The following is a 23132-nucleotide window of genomic DNA, read 5'->3' as shown; positions in this document are numbered from 1 at the left end:
GACACCTTCTCCCACAAGGGGAGAAGGGGAGGCTGCGTCCTATGACCCGCCTCGACCGCCTGCTGCGCCCGAAATCCATCGCCATCATCGGCGGTGGGGCCTTTGGCACCAATGTCGTCGAACAGTGCCTGAAGATGAACTATGCCGGCGAAATCTGGCCGGTGCATCCAAGCCGTCCAGACGTCCACGGCGTTGCGGCATTCAAGTCGGTTGCCGACCTGCCTGCGGCGCCTGACGCTGCCTTCGTCGCCGTCAACCGCAACCTCACCATCGACATCATCGGCCAGTTGTCCGCGCTTGGCGCGGGCGGCGCGATCTGCTTTGCCGCCGGCTTTCGCGAAACCGGAAACGACGATGCCGATGGCGAACGCCTGCAGCGCGAACTGATCGCGGCAGCAGGCAAGATGCCGATCATCGGCCCGAACTGCTACGGCCTGATCAACTATGCCGATGGCGCGCTTTTGTGGCCGGACCAGCATGGCGGCAAGCGGCTGGAGGCGGGCGAGCGCGGCGTCGCCATCATCACGCAATCGTCCAACATCGCCTGCAATCTGACCATGCAGCAACGCGGCCTGCCGGTCGCGTTCCTGATGACGGCCGGTAACCAGGCGCAGACCGGCTTGTCCGAGATGGCGCTGGGGCTGATCGAGGATGAGCGCGTGACCGCGCTTGGCCTGCATATCGAAGGTTTCGATTCCGTCGCCGGCTATGAACGTCTCGCAGCGCGTGCGCGCGAACTGAAAAAGCCGATCGTCGCTATGAAGGTCGGACGCTCGGAACAGGCGCGCGCCGCCACCATTTCGCATACCGCTTCGCTGGCCGGGTCCGATGCCGGGTCTGAAGCCTTCCTCAAGCGTCTTGGCATTGCGCGTGTCGATTCGATCCCGTCTTTCCTCGAAACGCTGAAGCTGCTGCACACTGTCGGGCCGCTGGGCGGCGGGCGGCTGTCCTCGATGAGCTGTTCAGGCGGCGAAGCCTCGGTGATGGCCGATACGGCGGAAGGCCGCCGGGTCGGCTTCCCGGCGTTGAGCGCCGAGACGAGGTTAAGGGTCAAGGAAGCGCTCGGCCCGCTGGTGGCGGTGGCCAATCCGCTCGACTACAACACCTTCATATGGAACGACGAGCCGGCAATGACGAAGGCCTTCGGCGCTTTCGTTTCGGGCGGCTTCGACCTTAACATGCTGGTGCTGGATTTTCCGCGCACCGACCGCTGCTCGGATGCCGACTGGTGGACTGCGGTGAGTGCGTTCGAAGCTGCCTTGAAGGCAAATGATGCGCGCGGAGCAATCGTCGCCTCGATGCTGGAGAATTTGTCGGAGGCACATGCAGTCGACCTGATGAAGCGCGGCATCGTGCCCTTCCACGGCATTGTCGAGGCTTTCGATGCAACCGAGGCGGCGGCGTTCATCGGCGAGGCGTGGAAGAAGCCGGTAAAGGATGGTGTGAGTTCGGCTTCGGTTACGCCCTCGAGTTCAGTCAAGACACTCGATGAAGCCGAAGCCAAGGCGCTGTTGCGGGAGGCGGGTCTTGCCGTGCCCAAGGGCGAGCGCGTCGCCAATGTGGATGAAGCGGTTGCCGTGGCGCGCGAGCTTGGCTTTCCGGTTGCGCTGAAGGCGCTGGGCGTCGCGCACAAGTCGGAAGCCGGTGCGGTCAAGCTCAACCTGCATAGCGAAGGGGCCGTGCGTTCCGCTGCAACGGCGCTGCTGCCACTCGGCACCGGTCTGTATGTCGAACGCATGGTTGCGGGCGGAGTGGCGGAACTGATCGTCGGTTTCACGCGTGATCCGGTTTTCGGCCCGACGATGACGTTGGGCAGCGGCGGTGTGCTGGTCGAACTGCTGAAGGATAGCGCGACGCTGCTTTTGCCCGCTGCGCCCGACGAGATCGAGGCGGCATTGCGGGGACTGAAGATGTTTCCCTTGCTTGACGGCTATCGCGGCCGCGCCAAATCCGACATTGCCGCGGCAATAGAGGCCGTGGCCGGAATCGCGGATTTCGTGGCGCGCAACGCCGACAGCATCGAGGAACTCGACATCAATCCGCTGATCGTCTGCGGGAAAGGCGAGGGCGCCTGGATTGCTGATGCGTTGCTGGTTTCAAGAGAGGTTTCATGACTGACGTCATCACCACGCGCCGCGAAGGCGCCATCCTCGAAGTCACGTTGGACCGGCCCAAGGCCAACGCGATCAACATGGAAACGTCGCGCCTGATGGGTCAGACGTTCAAGGCGTTTCGCGACGACCCAGAGCTTCGGGTGGCCATCGTCAAGACGGCCGGCGACAAGTTCTTTTGCGCCGGCTGGGATTTGAAGGGTGCTGCTTCGGGCGATGCGGTCGATGGCGACTACGGCGTCGGCGGCTTCGCCGGCCTGCAGGAACTGCGTGACCTCAACAAGCCGGTGATTGCATGCGTCAACGGTATGGCGGTGGGCGGCGGCTTCGAACTCGCGCTGTCCTGCGACCTCATCTACGCGTCCGACCATTCGTCGTTTGCGCTGCCGGAAATAAGGGCCGGCACGCTGGCGGATGCCGCCACGATCAAGCTGCCGAAGCGCATTCCCTATCATATCGCGATGGACCTGCTTTTGACCGGCCGCTGGATGGATGCACAGGAGGCGCACCGTTGGGGCCTCGTCAACGAAGTGCTGCCGAAGGACAAGCTGGAAGAGCGGGTGTGGGAAATCGCGCGGCTGCTGGCCGGCGGCCCGCCGCTGGTGTTTGCCGCCATCAAGGAGACCGCGCGCGTGGCCGAAGGATTGGCCTTTCAGGACACGATGAACAAGGTGACGCGCCGGCAGTTGCCGACGGTCGACAAGCTCTATGGGTCCGAGGACAATCTCGAAGGTTTCAAGGCGTTTGCCGAGAAGCGCGACCCGGTGTGGAAAGGGCGGTAGAACGGCTTTGCCTCTAAGCGAGGGCGGGCACATATGACCGACTATCAAAAGCTGATCGATGCCGAGACTTGGGCATTCATCGAGCGGACCAACGCGTTTTATCCGGAAGATACGGGCGAGCGGACCGTTGCCGAGCAGCGCGCCATCTATGACCGCATGTGCCGGGAGTTCCATGCCGGGTACCCGGATGGTGTGGTGGCACAAACTTCATCGATCCCGACACCGACGCACGACATTCCGATACGCATCTACCGTGCGGGAGAGCCCGGTGCGGCGGTGGTGATCTATTTCCATGGCGGCGGCTTCATCCTGGGCGGGCTGGAAAGCCATGACGATGTTTGCGCGGAATTGTGCGCACGAACCGGCTTTGAGGTGGTCTCGGTCGACTATCGCCTCGCGCCCGAGCATGTCCACCCAGCCCATTTCGACGATGCGATGAGCGCCTTCGAGTGGGCGGCAGCCACCTATGCCTGTCCTATCCTTTTGTGCGGCGACAGCGCCGGCGGCAATCTCGCGGCAGCGGTCAGCCATGCCACGCGCGGCCACAAGACAAAGCCGGCCGGTCAGGTGCTGATCTACCCGGCCTTGGGTGGCGACACGTCGCGCGGCTCCTATGTCACGCATGCGCAAGCACCGATGCTGACGACCAGCGACCTTCATTTTTACGAGCAGGTCCGCACCGGCGGCGTGGACCGCACCGGCGACATCACCATGGCTCCGCTGGCGGACGCGGACTTTGCCTACCTTCCGCCGACGGTTGTCTTCACCGCCGAATGCGACCCGCTGTCATCGGATGGCGAGGCTTACCGCGACCGCCTCGTGGCGGCTGGCGGCAGGGCGTTCTGGCTGGAAGAAGACGGACTCGTTCATGGCTATCTGAGGGGGCGGCACACGGTTGGCCGCGCCCGCTCCAGCTTCACCCGCATCGTCGATGCGCTACAGGTGCTTGGGCACGGCGCCTGGATCTGGTGACGCAGGTTACGCCAGAAAGGGCTTCGCCTTCATGGTGGCGGGTGTCTTGACGCCGAGCCGCTTCAGCACGGTTGGCGCAAGCTGCAACTGGTCGAGCAGCACATCTGGCTTCGGCCCCTTGGCCGGACCGAAATAATAGAGCGCGAAATCCTGCTGCACATCATCGTGGCCGCCGTGGTGGCCGCGGTCCGTCTGGCCGTGGTCGGCGGTGACGATGACTTCGTAGCCGTTCGCGAGCCAGCGCGGCAGGAAGGCGGCGAGCTGCGCGTCTATGGTGAACAGCGCCTTGTCCATCTCGGTGCATTCGTGGCCGAAGCGATGGCCCATCGAATCCAGCGTGCAAGTGTGCAGGATCCCGTAGTCGATACCGAAACGCTCGGTAAGCATGGTGAGCGTCGCGAACAGGTCGGCATCGCTCGGCGTCATCTGGTTGATGTCGTTGTAGCCGGTCATGGTGTGAAAACGGCCATGATGGATGGGACCGTTGGGCTCGTCATATTCGATGTCGCGAATGAAATCGAACGGCGCTCGGTTGAAGAAGATCGACCAGAACGAATGCGTGACAGCGCCGGTCTTGCCGCCCGCCTTGCTGACTTCGGAGAAGATGTCAGGCTTCTCGACCTTGAACAGCACATCGTTCGACAGGATGCCATGCGCCTGTGGTGCGACGCCCGTGTGGATCGAGGCGTAGCACGAGGCCGAGGTGGAAGGCAGCACCGAGCGCATGCGCCACACCTGCGCCGCGCCGGACTGCACCCAACCTTCGAGATTGCCCATGTAGCGCCAGTTGCGCCACGGCAGGCCGTCCAACACGATCAACAGTAGCTTTGCTTTCAAGGCCTAGTTCCCTGCGCTTTCCATGCGCCGGTTCTTGATCGCCTTTTCCAGCCAGCCCATTTCCATCTCCGGAACGGAAGACAGGAGAAGGTCGGTATAGGCATCGAAGGGAGGCTTCAGCACCTCTGATTTCGGCCCGTAGCGCACCACCTCGCCGCGATACATCACCGCGATGGAATCGGCGATCGATTTCACCGTGGCGAGATCGTGGGTGATGAACAGATAGGCGACGTTTTCTTCCGCCTGCAGCTCAAGCAGGAGCTTCAGGATGCCGTTTGCCACCAACGGGTCGAGAGCGGACGTCACCTCGTCGCAGATGATGAGCTTGGGCTTGGCGGCAAGCGACCGCGCAATGCACACGCGCTGCTTTTGTCCGCCGGACAGCTCCGCCGGATAGCGGTCGCCGAAACCCTTGCCCATCTCGATCTTGTCGAGGAGTTCGGCCACGCGGGCATCGCGTTCGCGCCCGCGCATGCCGAAATAGAACTCCAGCGGCCGCCCGATGATGGTGGCCACGGTCTGGCGTGGGTTCATCGCCACGTCGGCCATCTGGTAGATCATCTGCAATTGCCGCAGGTCTTCCTTGGGCCGGTCGGCAAGCTTGTTGGCCAATGGTCGCCCGTCAAAGGTGATCGAGCCCTGCTCGGGCGGCAAGAGGCCGGTGACGGCGCGCGCCAGCGTGGACTTGCCCGAACCGGATTCGCCGACCACGGCCAAGGTCTGGCCGGGGAAGATATCGACGGAGACGTTTTTCAGCACCTTGACCTTGCCGCCGCCATAGGCGGCGGTGACGTTCTTGACCGACAGGAAGGGGGTCGCGCCGGGCTTCTTTTCCTGATGGTCGATCTCGTGCACGGAAACCAGCGCGTTGGTGTATTCCTGGCGAGGTTCCTTGATGATCTGCCGCGTGCCGCCCCATTCGACCAGCCGGCCGTGGCGAAGCACCATGATTTCGTCCGACACCTGGGCGACCACGGCAAGGTCGTGGGTGATGTAGAGCGCTGCAACGCCTGTCTCGCGGATGGCGTTCTTGATCGCCGCCAGCACGTCGATCTGCGTCGTCACGTCGAGCGCGGTGGTGGGTTCGTCGAAGACGATCAGGTCCGGCTGCGAGCAGAGCGCCATCGCCGTCATCACGCGCTGCAACTGGCCGCCCGAAACCTGGTGCGGAAAGCGCTCCCCGATGTGTTCAGGGTCCGGCAGGCTGAGCGCCTTGAACAGCTTGACGGCGCGCTTTTCGGCTTCGGCGCGCGTCGCCCGGCCATGCAGCAGGGTTGCCTCCACGACCTGGTCCATCAGGCGATGGGCAGGGTTGAAGGCAGCGGCCGCGGACTGCGCGACATAACAGACTTCGTGCCCGCGCAATTTGCGCAGGCCCTGCTTGCCGCCTTTCAGAATGTCGCGGCCGTTCAGTATGACCTCGCCGCCGGTGATGCGCACGCCGCCGCGTCCATAGCCCATCGAAGACAGGCCAATGGTCGATTTTCCGGCCCCGGACTCACCGATCAGGCCAAGCACCTTGCCCCTTTCAAGGGTGAGTGAAACGTCATGAACGATGACGATGTTTTTCGGCGGCTCTCCGGGTGGGTAGACCGTGCCTTCGATGCGCAGGTTGCGGATGTCGAGCAGGAGGTTGGACTTCTTGTCGGTCGCTGCTTGTTTGTCAGCCATCATCCGCGCCCTCCCTTCAGGCTGGTCGTGCGGTTGAGAACCCAGTCGGCAACGAGGTTGACCGAAATGGCAAGTGCTGCGATCGCGGCGGCGGGGATGAGTGCCGCCCCGATGCCGAACACGATGCCGTCCTTGTTTTCCTTGACCATGCCGCCCCAGTCCGCGTCCGGCGGTTGTACGCCGAGCCCCAGGAAGGAAAGCGCAGACAAAAACAGGATGGCGTAGATGAAGCGCAACCCGAGTTCCGAGATCAGCGGCGAGAGCGCGTTGGGCAGGATTTCGCGGAATATGATCCACCTCATGCCTTCGCCGCGCAGCTTGGCTGCCTCGACATAATCCATGACCTCGATGTCAACGGCGATGGCACGCGACAGACGATAGACGCGGGTGGAGTCGAGAATGCCCATGACCAGGATCAGCGTCACCAGTGTCGAAGGCAGAACCGACAGCACGACGAGGGCGAAGATCAGCGTCGGGATGGCCATCAGGAGATCGACGAAGCGCGACATCAGCGTGTCGAACCAGCCGCCGAGGACGGCCGCGCAAAAGCCAAGCGTAGACCCCAGCGTAAACGACAGCGCCGTGGCGAGGACCGCGATGAAGATCGTCGTGCGTGCGCCGTAGATCATGCGCGACAGCAGGTCCCGGCCGAGATTGTCGGTTCCGAGCCAGAACTGCGAGGACATCGGCTGCCAGACGTCGCCGACGATCTGCGCGTTGCCATAAGGCGCTATCCATGGCGCAAAGACAGCCGCGATAACGAACAGGGCCGTCAGGACGATCCCGATCAGCGCTGGAATTGGGATGCGTTTGATATCCAGCATGGCTACGCCCTACTTCGGATGTCTGAGGCGCGGATTGGCGACGATGGACGCGATATCCGCAACGATGTTGAGCGTGATGTAGACGGCGGCGAAGATGAGGCCGACAGCCTGGACGACCGGCACGTCGCGCTTGGTGACGTGATCGACCAGATATTGTCCCATGCCCGGATAGACGAAGATGACTTCGACCACGACGACGCCGACGATCAGGTAGGCAAGGTTGAGCATCACGACGTTGATGATTGGGGCGACCGCGTTGGGCAAAGCGTGCTTGCGTATGATGGAAAACGCCGACAGACCCTTGAGTTCCGCCGTCTCGACGTAAGCCGACTGCATGACGTTGAGGATGGCGGCGCGCGTCATTCGCATCATCTGCGCCAGCACGACAAGTGTTAGTGCCGCTGCCGGCAAGGCGATTGCCTGCATTCGTTCAAGGAACGGCATGCCGTCATAGACGGTGGAGATGCCCGGGAATATCTGCCACTGCACGGCGAAGAAATAGACGAGCAGGTAGCCGATGAAGAATTCGGGAAACGAGGTGGAGGCGAGTGCCAGACCCGAAATCAGCTTGTCCACCCAACCGTCGCGATAGCGTACGGCGAGCAGGCCGAGGACGATCGCAAGCGGCACCGATATGAGTGCTGCGCAAAAGGCAAGAAACAGCGTGTTCCAGAGCCGCCCGCCGATCGAGGTGGCGATATCCTGCCCACTCGAAAGCGCGGTGCCGAGATCGCCGGTCAAGACCCCGCCAAGCCACCTGAAGTAGCGGATGTAGGCCGGATCGTTCAGTCCCAGTTCCGCCCGCAGGTTGGCAAGCGATTCAGGCGTTGCCGCTTGGCCGAGAATGGATTGCGCGACGTCGCCGGGCAGCACTTGCGTGCCGGCGAAAATCAGGACCGAAACGGCCAGCAACAGGAGGATGCCCAGCGCAACGCGCTGGGCCACGAGTTTCAGGATGGGTGAAGACATGCGCTCAAGGCCGTCTTAGGCTTCGAGCCAGCAGATCGACAGAGCGTAGCCTCCGCACATTTCCTGGGCGGGATTGCTTACCCAGCCCTGTACACCCTTGCCGGAGGCATCGATGTACTGGTTGAAGAAGGGCACGATCAGTCCGCCCTCGTCGCGCATGACCATCGCCATGTCGCGATACATGGCCTTGCGCTTGTCCTGGTCGAGTTCGCCGCGTGCGGCGACAACCATCTTGTCGAACTCCGGACGCTTCCAGCGCGTGTCGTTCCAGTCGGCGCTCGAAACATAGGCCGTGGAGTACATCTGGTCCTGCGTCGCGCGGCCGCCCCAGTAGGAAAGCGAAAAGGGCTGCTTGTTCCAGACTTCCGACCAATAGCCGTCGCCGGGTTCGCGCTTGATTTCGATGGTGATGCCTGCCTTGGCGCAGCTCTGCTGGTAGAGCTGTGCGGCGTCCACTGCCCCTGGGAACGCGACATCCGAGGTTCTGAGCAGGATCGAGCCGCTATGGCCTGACTTCTTGTAGAACTCGGCCGCCTTGTCCGGGTCGAACTTGCGCTGCTCGATGTCGGTCGAGAACAGCGGATAGGCTTCGTTGACCGGGATGTCGTTGCCGACCGAACCATAGCCGCGCAGGATCTTGTCGAGCAGCTCCTCGCGGTCCATGGCGAGCTTGAGTGCCATGCGCAGGTCGTTGTTGTCGAAGGGGGCTGTGTCGCAGAACATGTTGAACGGATAGAAGCCGCGTCCGGAAACGTTCTGGATGGTCACGCCCGGAACGCGCTTGACCAGATCGACGACCTTGGGCTCGACGCGGTTGATCATGTTGACCTGGCCGCCCTGGAGGGCGGCGGTGCGCGCCGTCGCGTCGTTGATGACGACGATTTCGATCTGGGCGGCGTGGCCCATCTTGTCGCCCTGCCAGTAGTTCGCGAACTTTTCGCCGCCGTAGCGCACGCCCGGCTCGTTGACGGTGACCTTGTAGGGGCCGGCGCTGATGCCGGCATTCGGGTTGTCCTTGCCGCCGTTCGGCTGGATGACCAGATGGTAGTCGGCCATCAGGTAGGGGAAGTCGGCATTCGGGTCCTTGAGCGTGATGACGACCTCGTCGCCGCTGGCCTTCATCGACTCGATGCCCTGGAGGATGCCGAGCGCGGCAGATTTCGATTTTTCATCGCTGTGGCGCTCGAGGGTGGCTGCCACGTCTTCCGCCGTTACGGTCTTGCCGTCGTGGAACTCGATGCCCTTGCGGATTTTCATCGTCCAGGTCTTGGCGTCCGGCGACGAGCCTATCTCCTCGGCGATGCGGTTTTCGAGGCTGCCGTCGGGGTTGAGTTCGACCAGCATTTCACCCCATGCCTTGCCGAACGAGAAGTTCACCTGGCTGAGGTTCAAAGCGGGATCAAGCACGTTGGAGGACTCGCCGCCCTGCAGGCCGGCCTTGAGCATGCCGCCCTTGACCGGGCCTTCGGCGCGGGCTGCATCGGAAAGCAGCGTGTTGGCAAAAGCAGCGCTTACACCCAGTGCCGCAGCACGGCCGAGAAAGTCGCGCCGGCTAAGCTTGCCGGTTGCGACGCGGCGGCTGAGGAATTCAAGTTCATTGGACATGGTCTAGGCTCCTCACTCTGTGTTTGACCTTCCGGTCTGTTTTTTAGTTATTCATTTGTCGTGAATAATGGGGGCAAGGCGAAGTTCGACGCAAGACCGAATGCGACATCACGTGGCGTAAATCGCATGTCGTGTTTGGACCAACGGCTTTTCAATCACAGGATGTGACTGAAGTGCCAATGCGGGTGGATTAGGCCGGAACATCAAAGATGTTCGCCCGCGCGCCGCAGCTCGCGGCCAAATTCGGGCAATGTCGCATGTCGGATTGCGACGTGCGTGGCGTTGCAGGCAGCTCCATGCCGCCGGCGGAAATCTGCTCAGTTGAGCGGGATGTCGTTGCCGCCCTTGCTGGCCTGATAGGTGCCGGAAAGCTCGTCATAGCGCTTCGAGATGGCGTCCATGCGAGCCTCGAGCCGGGTGCGATCCGCCTGCGGCATGGTGCGTGCAAGCTTACGGATCGAATAGCTCTTCCAGTAGGCGTTCTCGGCGTTGTAGCCGCCGGGGTCGAGCCGGAAGACTTCCTTGAGGATTTTCAGATCATGCGGGATGGCAAAGCTGTCGCGTGAATCCTCGTGACTGAACAGGTAGTAGAAATTGTCGAAGCCGGCCCACGTGATCGCCGACAGGCACAGCGAACAAGGTTCGTGCGTGGCGACGAAGATGGCGTCCTTGGTATCCACGCGCTCGGCTTTCGGCATTTCGTAAAACCGCTTCAGGCAATGGACCTCGCCGTGCCAGAGCGGATTTTCGATCTCGTTGTTGGTCTCTGCAATGACCACCGAACGATCGCTTTTCCTGAGGATCGCCGCGCCGAAAAGCTTGTTGCCTTCTTTGACGCCCTCTGCCGTTTTCGGCACGATGTCATGCTCGATGACGTCGAGCAGGCGGTCGATCAGGGAGACGTCGCTCACGGCGTGAACCCGTCAGGGAGGCGGATTTCATAGGGATGCGAGAAATGGAATTCTTCGAGGTTCGAGCCGTCGCCGCCCCTATCGACAAGGACGAAATCCTGGGTTTCGCCAACCGGCGTCAGAACGCCATGCCATGCGTTGCGGCGATAGTTCACGCCTTGGCCGGGCGAGGTCAAAAAGGCTAGCGGGGTGCCCGGTCCATCCGGTCCGTCCGGGCATACGACGACGACGAACGGCTTGGGCGACATTGGAATAAAGGCTTGGCTGCCCAGCGGGTGACGCTCGACCATGGTGAGCTTCAACGGAAACTCATAAGGCGTGCCGCGCGCGATCGAGATCAGTACGCGCGCATTCGGGCCGGTCACCTCCGGCCGTGCGAGGTCGTGGTAGCGTTCGCACTTGCCGTTGTTGATCGGGTAATGGTTGCTGGTTTCCACGTCGATGACGTCGCCGAAAGGCGCGAAGCTTTCGCGCGTCAACGGTTGGGCGACGATGGCGCTCATGGCGCGCGCCTCGGTGCGAAAGTGCCGCCAAGCTTGGCGTGACGGTTGACGTCCTTGTACAGCAGGTAGCGGAAATCTCCGGGGCCTCCGGCATAACAGGCCTGCGGGCAGAAGGCGCGCAACCACATGAAGTCGCCGGCCTGTACTTCAACCCAGTCCTGGTTCAGCCGGTAGACGGCCTTGCCTTCGAGCACGTAGAGCCCGTGCTCCATGACATGAGTTTCGGGAAACGGGATGACGGCGCCGGGCTTGAGCGTGACGATGGTGACGTGCATGTCGTGGCGCAGGTCGGACGGGTCGATGAAACGGGTCGTTGCCCAGGCGCCGTTGGTGTCCGGCATTGCCGCGGGCGCGATCTCGTTCTCATTGGCAAAGACGGGATCCGGCACATCGAGGCCGTCCACGAATTCGTAAGCCTTGCGTATCCAGTGGAAGGAAGCGGTGTGGCTGCCATTGTTGCGCAGCGTCCAGCCGCTGCCGGGCGGCAGGAACGCATAACCGCCGGACGTCAGCCGGTGCGCCTTGCCGGCGACGGTGACCGTGATTTCGCCTTCCACCACGAACAGCACGCCCTCGGCGGCGCTGTCCTGTTCGGGGCGGTCGCTGCCGCCACCGGGCTGAACCTCCACGATATACTGCGAGAAGGTCTCGGCAAAACCGGAGAGCGGGCGCGCGATCACCCAAAGCCGCGTCTTATCCCAGAACGGCAGGAAGCTGGTGACGATGTCGCTGAATTCGCGCTTCGGAATGACGGCGTACGCCTCGGTGAAGACGGCGCGGTCGGTGATGAGATCGCTCTGTGGCGGCAGGCCGCCTCGGGGCACATGATAGGTGCGGTCAGCCATGGTCTTCATATCCATAGATCGAATCCTAGAGGGGCAGCATGTCTTTCAGGCGCAAAAGGGCGATACGCTCGACCTGTTTGCAGGCGGTCTTCAGTTCGGTGTCGCGGTCATTGCCGATGCGGGCCTCGAACTCGGCCAGGATTTCGTCCTTGGTCCGGCCCTTGGCGGCGATGATGAAGGGGAAGCCGAAATTGGTGACGTAGGCGGCATTGAGCTTGGAAAACAGCTCGCGCTCCTTGGTCGTAAGGGCGTCGAGGCCGGCGGACGCCTGTTCCCTGGTCGATTCCGGCGTCAGTTGTCTGGCGGCGGCCAGCTTGCCGGCGAGATCGGGATGCGCCTTCAGGACGCCGAGCCGTTCGGTATCGCTGGCCGAACGGAAAACACGGCAGAGCGCGTTGTGCAGGCCGCCGGCGCTGTCATGCGCGGGTCCGAGTTCCAGTTCGTAGGCGCGTTCCGCGATCCACGGCGAATGTTCGAACACGCCGCCGAAGCTTTTCACGAAATCCGCCTTGCTCATGCGCGACGGGCGAAGTGCCGCGGCCTCGTAAGGATGGTGTTGCTGCCAGTGGCGCGCGATGTCGATGCGGCGCGGCAGCCAGACCTTGTCATGGCTTTTCACATAGTCGACGAAGCGCTGCAGCGCCGCGACGCGGCCCGGCCGACCGATCAGGCGGCAATGCAGGCCGATGGTCATCATCTTGGGGCGGCCCGCCTTGCCCTCGGCATAGAGGGAATCGAAGGCGTCCTTCAGGTAGCTGTAGAATTGCTCGCCATTGGAGAAGCCGGCCTGGATGCCGAAGCGCATGTCGTTGGCGTCCAGCGTGTAGGGAATGATGAGCTGGGGCGCGATGGCGTTGCCGTGGCCGTCATGGTCGAGCCAGTAGGGCAGGTCGTCGTCATAGGTATCCGAGATATAGTCGAAGCCACCAAGCTTGGCGACGAGCGGGACGGTGTTTTCGGAGGTGCGGCCGGTGTACCAGCCGGTGGGGCGCTCGCCGGTGACTTCCGTGTGCAGGCGGATTGCTTCGTCGATATCCTTGAGCTCGGCCTCGGGCGAGTGGTCGCGATAGTCGATCCATTTCAGCCCGTGCGTGGCGATCTCCCAGCCGGCTTCCTGCATGGCTGTGACCTGGTCGGGGGAACGGGCAAGCGCCGCCGCGACGCCATAGATGGTGACGGGGATCGCCGCGCTGGTGAACAGGCGGTGCAGCCGCCAGAAGCCGGCGCGCGAGCCGTATTCGTAGATCGATTCCATATTCCAGTGGCGCTGGCCGACCCAGGGTGCCGCACCGGTGATCTCGGACAGGAAGGCTTCGGATGCCTTGTCGCCATGCAGGACGCAGTTTTCGCCACCCTCTTCGTAGTTGAGGACGAACTGTACCGCGACATGCGCCCCGCCTGGCCATTTGGCGTCCGGCGGATTGGCGCCATAGCCACGCATGTCACGCTGGTAACGCATGTTGGACTGCTCCCGACTTCATAGTTTCCATGCCAGAGTATCAAAGGGAGAGGCTCATATTCCCCCCAAAAATTTTGAAAGTGTTTTTGGGCTGCTCCGCTCGACCGGCTCTTATGCTACGCAGTTAAATGGCGCACAATCCAATCTCTCGTGTTTTGATGTACCGGAATGGGAGGCGATGAATTGGGAGGAACCGCGCAAGACGGCGGGCGTTTGACGACGCATGTCCTCGATACGGCCAGCGGCAAGCCCGCAGAAGGCCTTTCGATCGAGTTCTTCAAGGTGAATGGCGAAACGCGCACCCATTTGAAGACGGTCGTCACCAATGCCGATGGCCGTTGCGACGCGCCGCTGCTTGCGGGCGCTGATTTCCGCACCGGTGAATACGAACTGGTCTTCGCGGCTGGTGATTATCTGCGGCGGCAGGGCACGAAGCTGCCCGAGCCCGCCTTCCTCGACCGTGTGCCGATCCGCTTCGGCATGGCGGAGCAAAAGCATTATCACGTGCCGCTTCTGATCTCGCCCTACGGATATTCGACCTACAGGGGGAGCTGACATGGCTGACGTGAAGGTTCGCAACGAAATCCGCTTCATCCTCAACGACCGCGATGTGTCGTTGAAGAATGTCGCGCCGGACCAGACGCTGCTCGATTGGCTGCGCCTGTCGAAGAACCTCAAGGGCAGCAAGGAAGGTTGCGCCGAGGGCGACTGCGGCGCTTGTACCGTTCTGGTCGGCAAGCGTGTCGGCAAGGAACTCGTCTATGAAAGCGTCAATGCCTGCATCCGTTTCGTAGGCTCGCTCGACGCCTGCCATGTCGTGACGGTCGAGCATGTCAGTGCCGATGCCGGCCATCTGCATCCGGTCCAGCAGGCCATGATCGATTTCCACGGTTCGCAATGCGGCTTCTGCACGCCGGGCTTCGTCATGTCGCTCTATGGCCTCTGGATGAAGACGCCCAAGCCGAACGATCTCGACATCGAAAAGGCGTTGCAGGGCAATCTGTGCCGCTGCACCGGCTATGAGGCGATCCTGCGCGCGGGACGCGCCATATCGACCTATGGCAAGGTTGCCAATGATCCGCTGGCGAAGGAGCGGGCGGCGATCCACGCCAAGCTTTCCGCCATGGACGATGGCGCGCGTGTCGAGATCGGCGAAGGCAAGCACCGCCTGATCGTGCCGGCCAGCGTCGACGATCTCGCCGACGTTCTTGAAGCCGAGCCCAAGGCGACGGTGGTTGCCGGCTCGACCGATGTCGGGCTTTGGGTGACCAAGATGATGCGCGACATTTCTCCGGTCGTGTTCATCGGCAAGATCGAAGGGCTGCGCTCGATCAGCGAGCGCGACGGTGTCATCACCATCGGCGCGGGCGTTACCTATACCGAAGCGTTCGACCTTCTGGCTGCCCGCATCCCGGCGCTCGGCGCGCTCATCAACCGCATTGGCGGCCAGCAGGTGCGCAATATGGGCACCATCGGCGGCAACATCGCCAACGGCTCGCCGATCGGCGACAGCCCTCCGCCGCTGATTTCGCTCGGTTCGCGGCTGACGCTGCGCAAGGGCAAGCAAAGCCGCACGATCCCGCTCGAGGAGTTCTTCATCGCCTATGGAAAGCAGGATCGCCAGCCCGGCGAATTCGTGGAGGCCGTGCATGTTCCCATACCCGCAAAGGGCGACCGCTTTGCCGTCTACAAGATTTCAAAGCGGCGTGACGAAGACATCACCGCAGCGCTGGGCGCGTTCTACCTGACGCTTGCCAAGGATGGCACGGTCGAGACCGTTCGCATAACCTATGGCGGCATGGCGGCGACGCCGAAGCGGGCCAAGACGGTGGAAGCGGCACTTCTCGGCAAGCCGTGGACGGATGCGACCGTGGATGCCGCGATCGAAGCCTATCCGCAGGATTACGCGCCGCTGAGCGACATGCGCGCGACCGCAGACTATCGCATGCTTGCATCGAAAAACCTTTTGCGGCGTTTCTTTGCCGAAACACAGGATAGCGGCGCACCATTACAGGTTTCGCGGCACCGGGCCGCGTGAGGCAGATGGCCATGACCAAGCACACACCCAACCTCAAGGCAGAAAAGATCGCAGGTGGCGTTCATTCCAACCAGCGCCACGATTCAGCACACAAGCACGTCACCGGCACGGCCATCTATATCGATGATATCGTCGAGCCGAGCGGAACGCTGCATGCCGGCTTTGGGCTTTCTTCCGTTACCCATGCGCTGCTGAAGTCGGTCGACCTTTCGGCGGTGCGCTCGGCTCCGGGCGTGGTCGATGTTCTGACCTATGCCGATGTTCCGGGCGAAAACGATATTTCGCCGAGCGGCATGCATGACGATCCGGTGCTTGCCGAAGACAAGGTCCAGTTCCACGGCCAACCGATTTTCTGCGTGATAGCCGAAACCCGCGAGCAGGCCCGCCATGCCGCGCGCCTTGCCAAGATTGAATATGAAGAACTGCCGACCATCATCGACATCGGCAACCTAGATCCGTTGAACGACAAGCTGGTGACCACGCCGCTTATCCTGAAACGCGGCGAGCCGGAAATTGCGCTTGAAGCCTCGCCGCGCCGCATCAAGGGACGCATGCGCCTCGGCGGACAGGATCATTTCTATCTCGAAGGGCAAGTGTCGCTGGCCGTTCCCGGCGAGGATGACGAGGTCTTGGTCTATTGCTCGACGCAAGGCCCGAGCGAAACCCAGCACCTCGTTGCCCATGCGCTCGGCGTGCCGAGCCATGCCGTGACCGTTGAGGTGCGCCGCATGGGCGGCGGTTTCGGTGGCAAGGAAACCCAGGCCAACCAGTGCGCGGCCCTAGCCGCCATTGCGGCCAAGAAGCTTAAGCGTGCCGTCAAGGTGCGTATGGACCGCGACGAGGACATGACCGCGACGGGAAAGCGGCACGATTTCGTCATCGACTACGATGTCGGCTTCGATGACGAGGGCAACATCCTCGCCATCGACTACATGTATGCCTTGCGCAGCGGCTTCTCCGCCGACTTGTCTGGCCCGGTCGGCGACCGCGCGCTGTTTCACTGCGACAACGCCTATTTCTATCCGCATGTGCATGCGCGTTCGGCGCCGCTCTATACCAACACGGTGTCGAACACCGCCTTTCGCGGTTTCGGCGGCCCGCAAGGCATGGTCGGGGCCGAGCGCGTCATCGATGAAGTGGCCTTCGCGGTGGGCAAGGACCCGCTCGAGATCCGCAAGCTCAATTTCTATGACCCGATGGGAACCAAGGGCCACCGCAACGTGACGCCCTATCACCAGAAGGTCGAGGATTGCATCATCCAGCGCATCGTGGCCGAACTCGAGGAAAGCGCCGACTATGCCGGCCGCCGCCGCGAGATTGCGGCTTTCAATGCCAACAGCCGCTACATCAAGCGCGGCCTGGCGCTGACGCCGGTCAAGTTCGGCATTTCCTTCACCAAGACCGAGTCCAACCAGGCTGGCGCACTGGTGCATGTCTACACCGACGGTTCGGTGCACATGAACCACGGCGGCACCGAGATGGGGCAGGGCCTGCATCTCAAGGTGGCGCAGGTGGTGGCCGAGGAATTCCAGATCGACATCGATCAGGTGAAGATCACGGCGACGACGACCGCCAAGGTGCCGAATACCTCGCCGACGGCCGCATCGTCGGGCGCCGATCTCAACGGCATGGCGGCGCAGGATGCGGCTCGCCAGATCAAGAACCGGTTGATCGATTTTGCCGCCGAAACGCACCAGATCCCGAAGGAACAGGTTGTATTCCTGCCCAATCGGATCCGCGTCGGCAACGAGGAGATCAGCTTTGCCGAGCTTGTGAAGCAGGCCTATATCGCGCGCGTTCATCTGTCGGCGGCCGGCTTCTACAAGACGCCGAAGATTCACTGGGATCGCAGCCGGGGCAAAGGCCATGCCTTCTATTACTACGCCTATGGCGCGGCCTGCTCCGAAGTCTCGGTCGATACGCTGACCGGCGAATATGTGGTGGAGCGCACCGATATCCTTCACGACACTGGCCGCTCGCTCAATCCTGCTATCGACATCGGCCAGATCGAGGGCGGTTTCGTGCAAGGCATGGGTTGGCTGACGACGGAAGAGCTTGTCTGGGACGACAAGGGCCGCCTGCGCACGCACGCGCCTTCGACCTACAAGATCCCGCTCGCATCGGACCGGCCGAAGATTTTCAATGTCGCGCTGACGAACTGGTCGGAAGCCTATGAGCCGACGGTGCATCGCTCGAAGGCCGTCGGCGAGCCGCCGTTGCCGCTTGGCCTTGCCGTGCTTCACGCGCTGGCTGATGCGGTTGCGAGCGTAGCCGATCACAAGATCTGTCCGAAGCTCGACGCCCCGGCGACGCCCGAACGTGTGTTGATGGCCGTGGAGCGGCTGAAAGCTATGGTTCGCGGTGCTGCGTGATGGGCTTGAAGAAATTATCTATGAAAGATGCTATATTCCCATGAGGGAATGAAGGTCATGTCCTCGAATCTGCAAAGCCTGAAGGCTTTTTTGACTGACGCGAAACGCTTTGCCCTGGTTGAAGTGGCCGGCACCAAGGGGTCCACGCCACGCGAGACGGGCGCTGCAATGCTGGTTTCGCCGACCCGAACCCACGGCACGATTGGCGGCGGCCAACTTGAATATATGGCCATCGACAAGGCGAGGCAGTTGTTGCGCCCGCGGCGCGGCAAGAACGGCAAGCCGGCCTCGTTGCATCCCGACAGCTTCGGAACAATGCTGGATATCCCGCTCGGTCCGGAAATCGGACAGTGCTGCGGCGGTCGCGTGGCAGTGTCGATCCGCCTTGGCGATCCCGAGATCGCGGATAGCCTCGTAGAGCGCGAACTGGGCGAGGAGGAACGCTTGCCGCACCTCTATATTTTCGGCGGCGGTCATGTCGGCCATGCGATGGCGGCGGCATGCGCCTTGATGCCGGTGCAGACGACAATCGTCGATACACGTCCCGAAGCATTCGACGGATTGGCGCAAGGCGTCGAAGCGAGGTTGACGCCAGTGCCGGAAGAGGTGGTGAGGGAAGCGCCAGCGGGTTCGGCTTTCGCCATCCTGACGCACGACCATGCGCTCGATTTCCTGATCGCAGCCGAGGCGCTGCAACGGCCGGATACGGCTTATGTCGGCATGATCGGATCCAAGACCAAGAAGGCGACGTTCAAGAGCTGGTTCCTGAAAACCGCAGGCGGAACCGAGGCGGAATTTGCCCGCCTCGTGTCACCGATCGGGGGCGAGGCCGTGAAGGACAAGCGGCCATCGGTGATCGCGGCACTTGCGGCAGCCGAGATCATGACGGCCTTCGCCCTCGACATGGCGCGCGCCGGTGCGGCGAAGGAAAGAATAGGCTGATTTATTCTTTTTCCTGGGTATGGGCTTCCAGGAACCAAAGCAATTTGTCGAGCGAGCGCGAATAGGCGGTGAAGATGTCGGCGCTGTCGGCATCGCCCGCTTCGTCGGTCTCGTCTATCGCCTTGCGGGCCGACTTGCCGGCGTCGGCATAGCGGTCGATGAGCGCCGCCAGATGATCCTTGGTTTTGTGGATGTCGGTCGGGTAGGGCTTCAGTGACGTCTTTTTAGCCACTTCCTGCGATGTGCCGATCGCGGTTCCGCCAAGCTGGACAGCGCGCTCGGCGATGGTGTCGACATGACCGTCGAGTTCCGTGCGGAAAGTGTCCAGCATTTCATGAATGGCGATGAACTGCGGACCTTTGACGTTCCAGTGGGCCTGCTTGGTGATCAACGCCAGATCAATGGCCTCAACAAGCCGTGCGTTGAGGATGTCTATCGAGGTATTGCGGGTGTTTGATTTCAGGTCGTTTCTCGTGGCGATGGTGGCCATCGTATTCTCCTGCCTGATGGATTGGTCATAAAAGCCTGTGCGGTGGGCGCAAAAGGTTTGGAATGCGCGCGAAATGGCACGTTCCAAACAACATATAGGAAGGAAATTTGTTCCCTGAACGCTCAGCCGTCGGCCAGAATGTCGCGGATCAGTTTCTGGCAGCGCTCTGCCATGAAATCGAGCAGCAGGCGCACCTTGGGATCTTGCAGTTTCTTGTGCGGATAGACCGCGGCAAGCTGGACGGGGGTCGGCGGCGTCTTCGGCAGGATGACGCGCAACCGTCCATCGCGCAGATAGGGAGCCACTTCGAAACGCGGCTTGTTGACGATGCCGCGCCCGGCCACGGCCCAGCCGGTGAGGACATCGCCGTCGTCGCTGTCGAAGGGGCCGCGGAATTCGAATTTCTGCGCGCCGTTTTCCGTCTGCAGCATCCAGTAGAATTCGCGTGAACCCGGATAGCGCAGCATCAGGCAATCATGTTTCTTGCCGATGAGTTCCTGAATGTCCTGCGGCTCTCCGCGCGCTTCGAGATATTGAGGCGATGCGACCAGGACGCGTTCGCAGTCCAAGATGCCGCGAAGGCGCAGCGATGAGTCCTCAATGACGCCCAGCCGGAACGCAACGTCGATGCCTTCCTTCAGGATATCGACATTGTGGTCGGACAGGCGCAGCCGGACTTCGATATCGGGGTATTTGTCGTGGAAGTCGGGAATGCCCGAAGCGATCAGGCGACGCCCGAGGCCGAGCGGAGCAGTTACGCGAATGGTGCCCCGCGGCTGGCCGGAAAGCGCGGAAACCGCGGCTTCCGCCTCAATGATCGCGTCGAGCACCTGCTTTGCCCCGTTGTAGAACACGGTGCCGTGCTCGGTCGGCATAAGCTGGCGCGTTGTGCGGTTGAACAACCTGACACCGAGGTGCTTTTCAAGTTCCTTGATGCGGTTGGATGCCACCGCCGGCGAAATGCGCATGTCGCGCCCCGCTGCCGAAAGGTTGCCAAGTTCCACGACGCGGACGAAGACGGAGATATTGTCGAGATAGGCCATGCGCTGGTTTCGTGGCTCTCATCGGGCTGCGTAGAATGACCATAGTATTTTCCAATTTTTTTTGAAAGTCATCGTATTTCCCGCCTCTTTTCGTTTAGCGTGGGCTGCCGGTAATGTCCGATGCTAGGCAGGAAGGGATGGACCATGCTGGACTTCGCGATATTCTGGGATTGGTTGGCATTCGGCGTGCGCTGGCTGCATGTCATCACCGCCATCGCCTGGATCGGCTCGTCCTTTTATTTCGTGGCTCTGGATTTGGGCTTGCGCCAGCGGCCTGGCCTGCCGGCGGGCGCGTATGGTGAGGAATGGCAGGTTCACGGCGGCGGCTTCTACCACATCCAGAAATACCTCGTAGCTCCGGCGGAGATGCCGGAACATTTGACCTGGTTCAAATGGGAATCCTACGCCACCTGGCTGTCGGGCTTCGCGCTTCTGTGCGTGGTCTACTATGCGGGGGCGGACCTGTTCCTGATCGATCCCAACGTGCTTGACGTTTCCGTGCCGGTCGGCATTGGCATTTCGCTAGCCACCATCGGCGTCGGCTGGCTGTTCTACGATCTCTTGTGCAGGCTTTTCCTCGGCAAGAGCGATACCGGCCTGATGTTGCTTCTCTACGGCGTTCTGGTGGTGATCGCCTGGGGCCTGACGCATCTGTTCACCGGCCGAGCCGCCTTCCTGCATCTTGGCGCCATCACCGCCACGATCATGTCGGCCAACGTCTTCATGGTCATCATTCCGAACCAGAAGATCGTCGTCGCCGACCTCATCGCCGGCCGCAAGCCTGATCCGAAATACGGCAAGATCGCCAAGCAGCGCTCGGTCCACAACAACTACCTGACGCTGCCCGTGCTGTTCCTGATGCTGTCGAACCATTATCCGCTGGCGTTCGGCACCCAGTTCAACTGGGTCATCGCCTCGCTGGTGTTCATCATCGGCGTGTTGATCCGGCACTTCTTCAACAGCCAGCATGCGCGCAAGGGCAACCCGACCTGGACGTGGCTCGCTGCCGCCATCCTGTTCGTCATCATCATCTGGCTCTCGACCGTACCGAAGGTTCTGACCGGCGAAACCAAGGTGAGCGCGGCGGGCGAGCAATTCGTCGCTTCAGCGCATTTCCCGGTCGTGCGCGATACCGTGCTCGGCCGTTGCGCCATGTGCCATGCCACCGAGCCGTCCTATGAAGGCATCTATCATGCGCCCAAGGGTGTTGTGCTGGATACCGATGCCGGCATTGCCGCGCATGCCAAGGAAATCTACCTGCAGGCCGGGCGCAGCCATGCCATGCCGCCAGCCAACGTCACCCAGATGACCGACAAGGAACGCGCCATGCTGGTTGCATGGTTCGAAGAAGCGAAGAAGTGATGGCGGTTAGCCAGATGACCACCACCCTCCTGCGCGGCCGCACGCTTTCCTTCCTGCGATGGCCCGAAACAATCGACGACCACGCCGCCTATCGCTACGAGGAGGACGGCGGGCTTTTGCTGCGTGACGGCAAGATCGTTGCCGCCGGCGCCTATGCCGAAGTTGCCAAGCAGGCGGGCGAGGGCGTCAAGGTCATCGACCATCGTCCGCATCTTTTGCTGCCCGGCTTCATCGACGCGCACATGCATTTCCCGCAGATGCAGATCCTCGCCAGCTATGGCGCCGAGCTGCTGGAGTGGCTGAACACCTACACGTTTCCCGAGGAAACCAAGTTCGAGAACGCGCAGCATGGCCGCCGCATCGCCCGCCTGTTCCTCGATGAAGTGATCCGCCACGGCACCACGACGGTTGCGGCCTACTGCTCTGTACACAAATCGTCGGCAGACGCCTTCTTTGCCGAGTCGCATGGGCGCAATATGCTGAACATCGCCGGCAAGGTGATGATGGATCGCAATGCGCCGGACGGGCTAACCGACACGCCGCAATCCGGCTATGACGACACCAAGGCGCTGATCGGCGAATGGCACGGCAAGGGCCGGCAGCACTATGCGATCACGCCGCGCTTCGCCATTACCTCCACGCCCGAGCAGATGGAAATGGCCGGCGCGCTTGCGCGCGAATTTCCGGACCTGCATGTCCAGACGCATCTGTCGGAAAATCATGCCGAGATCGCCTTTACCCAGGAACTTTATCCGTGGTCGAAGGACTACACCGACGTCTACGAGCACTACGGGCTGATGGGATCGAAGACCCTGCTCGGCCATTGCATCCATCTCTCGGAGCGCGAGGCGGACGCGCTTTCGGCTGCGGGCTCGATTGCCGTATTCTGCCCGACCTCGAACCTTTTCCTCGGTTCCGGCCTGTTCCCCTATCAGCGCATGCGCTCGCGCCACAATCCGGTCCGTATCGCAACGGCGACGGATGTTGGTGGCGGCACTAACTATTCCATGCTGCGCACCATGGATGAGGGCTACAAGATCATCGCCTTGCAGGGCGAAAAGCTGAACCCGTTCCAGTCGTTCTGGCAGATCACGCGCGGCAATGCCGAGGCGCTTTCGATTGCCGACAAGGTGGGCACGCTGGACGTCGGCACGGATGCCGACATCATCGTTCTCGATGCGGGCGCGACGCCGGTTACGCGGCTTAGAATGGAAACTGTCAGGACGCTGGCAGAAGAGCTTTTCCTGTTGCAGACGGTTGGTGACGACCGCGCCATACGCGAGGTCTACATCGCCGGAAACCCGGCCAAGAGCGAACTCGCCTCCTGAGGCGAATCGCCCGCCTGGCCCAACTCCCGCTTGACCCAGCGACACTGATCGGCCAAAGCGTCTGGCGA

20 protein-coding genes are annotated in these 23132 nt (G+C 61.9%); 9 read left to right on the top strand and 11 right to left on the bottom strand.

What is annotated here, in order from left to right; all coding sequences use genetic code 11:
- Positions 1–41: 41 nt before the first annotated feature.
- The 3 genes from ACODTY_RS10555 to ACODTY_RS10545 are packed head-to-tail and all read left to right on the top strand — an operon-like array spanning position 42 to position 3865.
- Positions 42–2114: an acetate--CoA ligase family protein gene (locus tag ACODTY_RS10555; RefSeq protein ID WP_488994221.1), complete on the top strand. Its 2073-nt coding sequence runs from the start codon at positions 42–44 to the stop codon at positions 2112–2114.
- On the top strand, positions 2111–2893 hold the full coding sequence (locus tag ACODTY_RS10550) for a carnitinyl-CoA dehydratase (protein ID WP_488994220.1): 783 nt from the start codon (positions 2111–2113) through the stop codon (positions 2891–2893). The genes ACODTY_RS10555 and ACODTY_RS10550 overlap by 4 nt, the downstream gene beginning before the upstream one ends.
- 33 nt (positions 2894–2926) lie before the next feature.
- On the top strand, positions 2927–3865 hold the full coding sequence (locus ACODTY_RS10545) for an alpha/beta hydrolase (protein WP_488994219.1): 939 nt from the start codon (positions 2927–2929) through the stop codon (positions 3863–3865).
- A gap of 6 nt (positions 3866–3871) precedes the next feature.
- On the opposite strand, the gene ACODTY_RS10540 is transcribed toward ACODTY_RS10545, so the two are convergent.
- The 9 genes from ACODTY_RS10540 to puuE form a co-directional block, all read right to left on the bottom strand.
- Positions 3872–4702 carry an alkaline phosphatase family protein gene (locus ACODTY_RS10540; RefSeq protein ID WP_488994218.1) on the bottom strand — a complete coding sequence of 277 codons (831 nt, stop codon included), beginning with the start codon at positions 4700–4702 and terminating at the stop codon, positions 3872–3874.
- Positions 4703–4705: 3 nt separating this feature from the next.
- Positions 4706–6373, bottom strand: a complete 1668-nt coding sequence (locus ACODTY_RS10535; RefSeq protein ID WP_488994217.1) for an ABC transporter ATP-binding protein — start codon at positions 6371–6373, stop codon at positions 4706–4708.
- Positions 6373–7197 (bottom strand): ABC transporter permease, encoded by an 825-nt coding sequence (locus ACODTY_RS10530; RefSeq protein ID WP_488994216.1) that lies wholly within the window; start codon positions 7195–7197, stop codon positions 6373–6375. The genes ACODTY_RS10535 and ACODTY_RS10530 overlap by 1 nt, the downstream gene beginning before the upstream one ends.
- A 9-nt stretch (positions 7198–7206) precedes the next feature.
- Entirely contained in the window at positions 7207–8166 is a 960-nt protein-coding gene (locus ACODTY_RS10525; RefSeq protein ID WP_488994215.1) for an ABC transporter permease, read from the bottom strand.
- 15 nt (positions 8167–8181) lie between these two features.
- Positions 8182–9771, bottom strand: a complete 1590-nt coding sequence (locus ACODTY_RS10520) for an ABC transporter substrate-binding protein (protein WP_488994214.1) — start codon at positions 9769–9771, stop codon at positions 8182–8184.
- 317 nt (positions 9772–10088) lie between these two features.
- Positions 10089–10682, bottom strand: coding sequence for a nucleoside deaminase (locus tag ACODTY_RS10515; protein ID WP_488994213.1), 594 nt, complete (start codon positions 10680–10682; stop codon positions 10089–10091).
- Positions 10679–11185, bottom strand: a complete 507-nt coding sequence (locus tag ACODTY_RS10510; protein WP_488994212.1) for an ureidoglycolate lyase — start codon at positions 11183–11185, stop codon at positions 10679–10681. The genes ACODTY_RS10515 and ACODTY_RS10510 overlap by 4 nt, the downstream gene beginning before the upstream one ends.
- Positions 11182–12030 carry a bifunctional allantoicase/(S)-ureidoglycine aminohydrolase gene (locus ACODTY_RS10505; protein ID WP_488994260.1) on the bottom strand — a complete coding sequence of 283 codons (849 nt, stop codon included), beginning with the start codon at positions 12028–12030 and terminating at the stop codon, positions 11182–11184. The genes ACODTY_RS10510 and ACODTY_RS10505 overlap by 4 nt, the downstream gene beginning before the upstream one ends.
- Before the next feature lie 25 nt (positions 12031–12055).
- The gene (gene puuE / locus ACODTY_RS10500) at positions 12056–13489 is read right to left on the bottom strand and encodes an allantoinase PuuE (protein WP_488994211.1); all 1434 of its coding nucleotides are present in this window, start codon (positions 13487–13489) and stop codon (positions 12056–12058) included.
- Between the two features lie 183 nt (positions 13490–13672).
- On the opposite strand from puuE, the gene uraH reads away from it, so the two are divergent.
- From uraH to xdhC, 4 genes are read left to right on the top strand one after another with little or no spacing between them, the layout of a single operon-like run.
- Entirely contained in the window at positions 13673–14044 is a 372-nt protein-coding gene (uraH, locus tag ACODTY_RS10495; RefSeq protein WP_488994210.1) for a hydroxyisourate hydrolase, read from the top strand.
- Between the two features lies 1 nt (position 14045).
- Positions 14046–15527 (top strand): xanthine dehydrogenase small subunit, encoded by a 1482-nt coding sequence (xdhA, locus tag ACODTY_RS10490; protein WP_488994209.1) that lies wholly within the window; start codon positions 14046–14048, stop codon positions 15525–15527.
- An 11-nt stretch (positions 15528–15538) separates the two neighbouring features.
- Positions 15539–17899, top strand: a complete 2361-nt coding sequence (gene xdhB / locus ACODTY_RS10485) for a xanthine dehydrogenase molybdopterin binding subunit (protein WP_488994208.1) — start codon at positions 15539–15541, stop codon at positions 17897–17899.
- Positions 17900–17956: 57 nt separating this feature from the next.
- Positions 17957–18841, top strand: a complete 885-nt coding sequence (xdhC, locus tag ACODTY_RS10480) for a xanthine dehydrogenase accessory protein XdhC (protein ID WP_488994207.1) — start codon at positions 17957–17959, stop codon at positions 18839–18841.
- Between the two features lies 1 nt (position 18842).
- On the opposite strand, the gene dps is transcribed toward xdhC, so the two are convergent.
- Together dps and ACODTY_RS10470 are read right to left on the bottom strand one after the other, a co-directional pair.
- Positions 18843–19331 (bottom strand): DNA starvation/stationary phase protection protein Dps, encoded by a 489-nt coding sequence (gene dps, locus ACODTY_RS10475; protein WP_488994206.1) that lies wholly within the window; start codon positions 19329–19331, stop codon positions 18843–18845.
- Positions 19332–19453: 122 nt separating this feature from the next.
- Positions 19454–20374: a LysR family transcriptional regulator gene (locus tag ACODTY_RS10470; RefSeq protein WP_488994205.1), complete on the bottom strand. Its 921-nt coding sequence runs from the start codon at positions 20372–20374 to the stop codon at positions 19454–19456.
- 144 nt (positions 20375–20518) lie between these two features.
- Here ACODTY_RS10470 and ACODTY_RS10465 point away from each other — a divergent pair, with 144 nt between their 5' ends.
- Both ACODTY_RS10465 and guaD read left to right on the top strand, forming a co-directional pair.
- Positions 20519–21736, top strand: coding sequence for a urate hydroxylase PuuD (locus tag ACODTY_RS10465; RefSeq protein WP_488994204.1), 1218 nt, complete (start codon positions 20519–20521; stop codon positions 21734–21736).
- A 14-nt stretch (positions 21737–21750) separates the two neighbouring features.
- Complete coding sequence (gene guaD / locus ACODTY_RS10460; RefSeq protein WP_488994203.1) at positions 21751–23064, top strand: guanine deaminase; 1314 nt, start codon at positions 21751–21753, stop codon at positions 23062–23064.
- Positions 23065–23132: the final 68 nt, after the last annotated feature.

This window comes from Mesorhizobium sp. FG116 (genome assembly GCF_057809835.1).
This window is presented reverse-complemented; position numbering and strand designations above follow the sequence as displayed.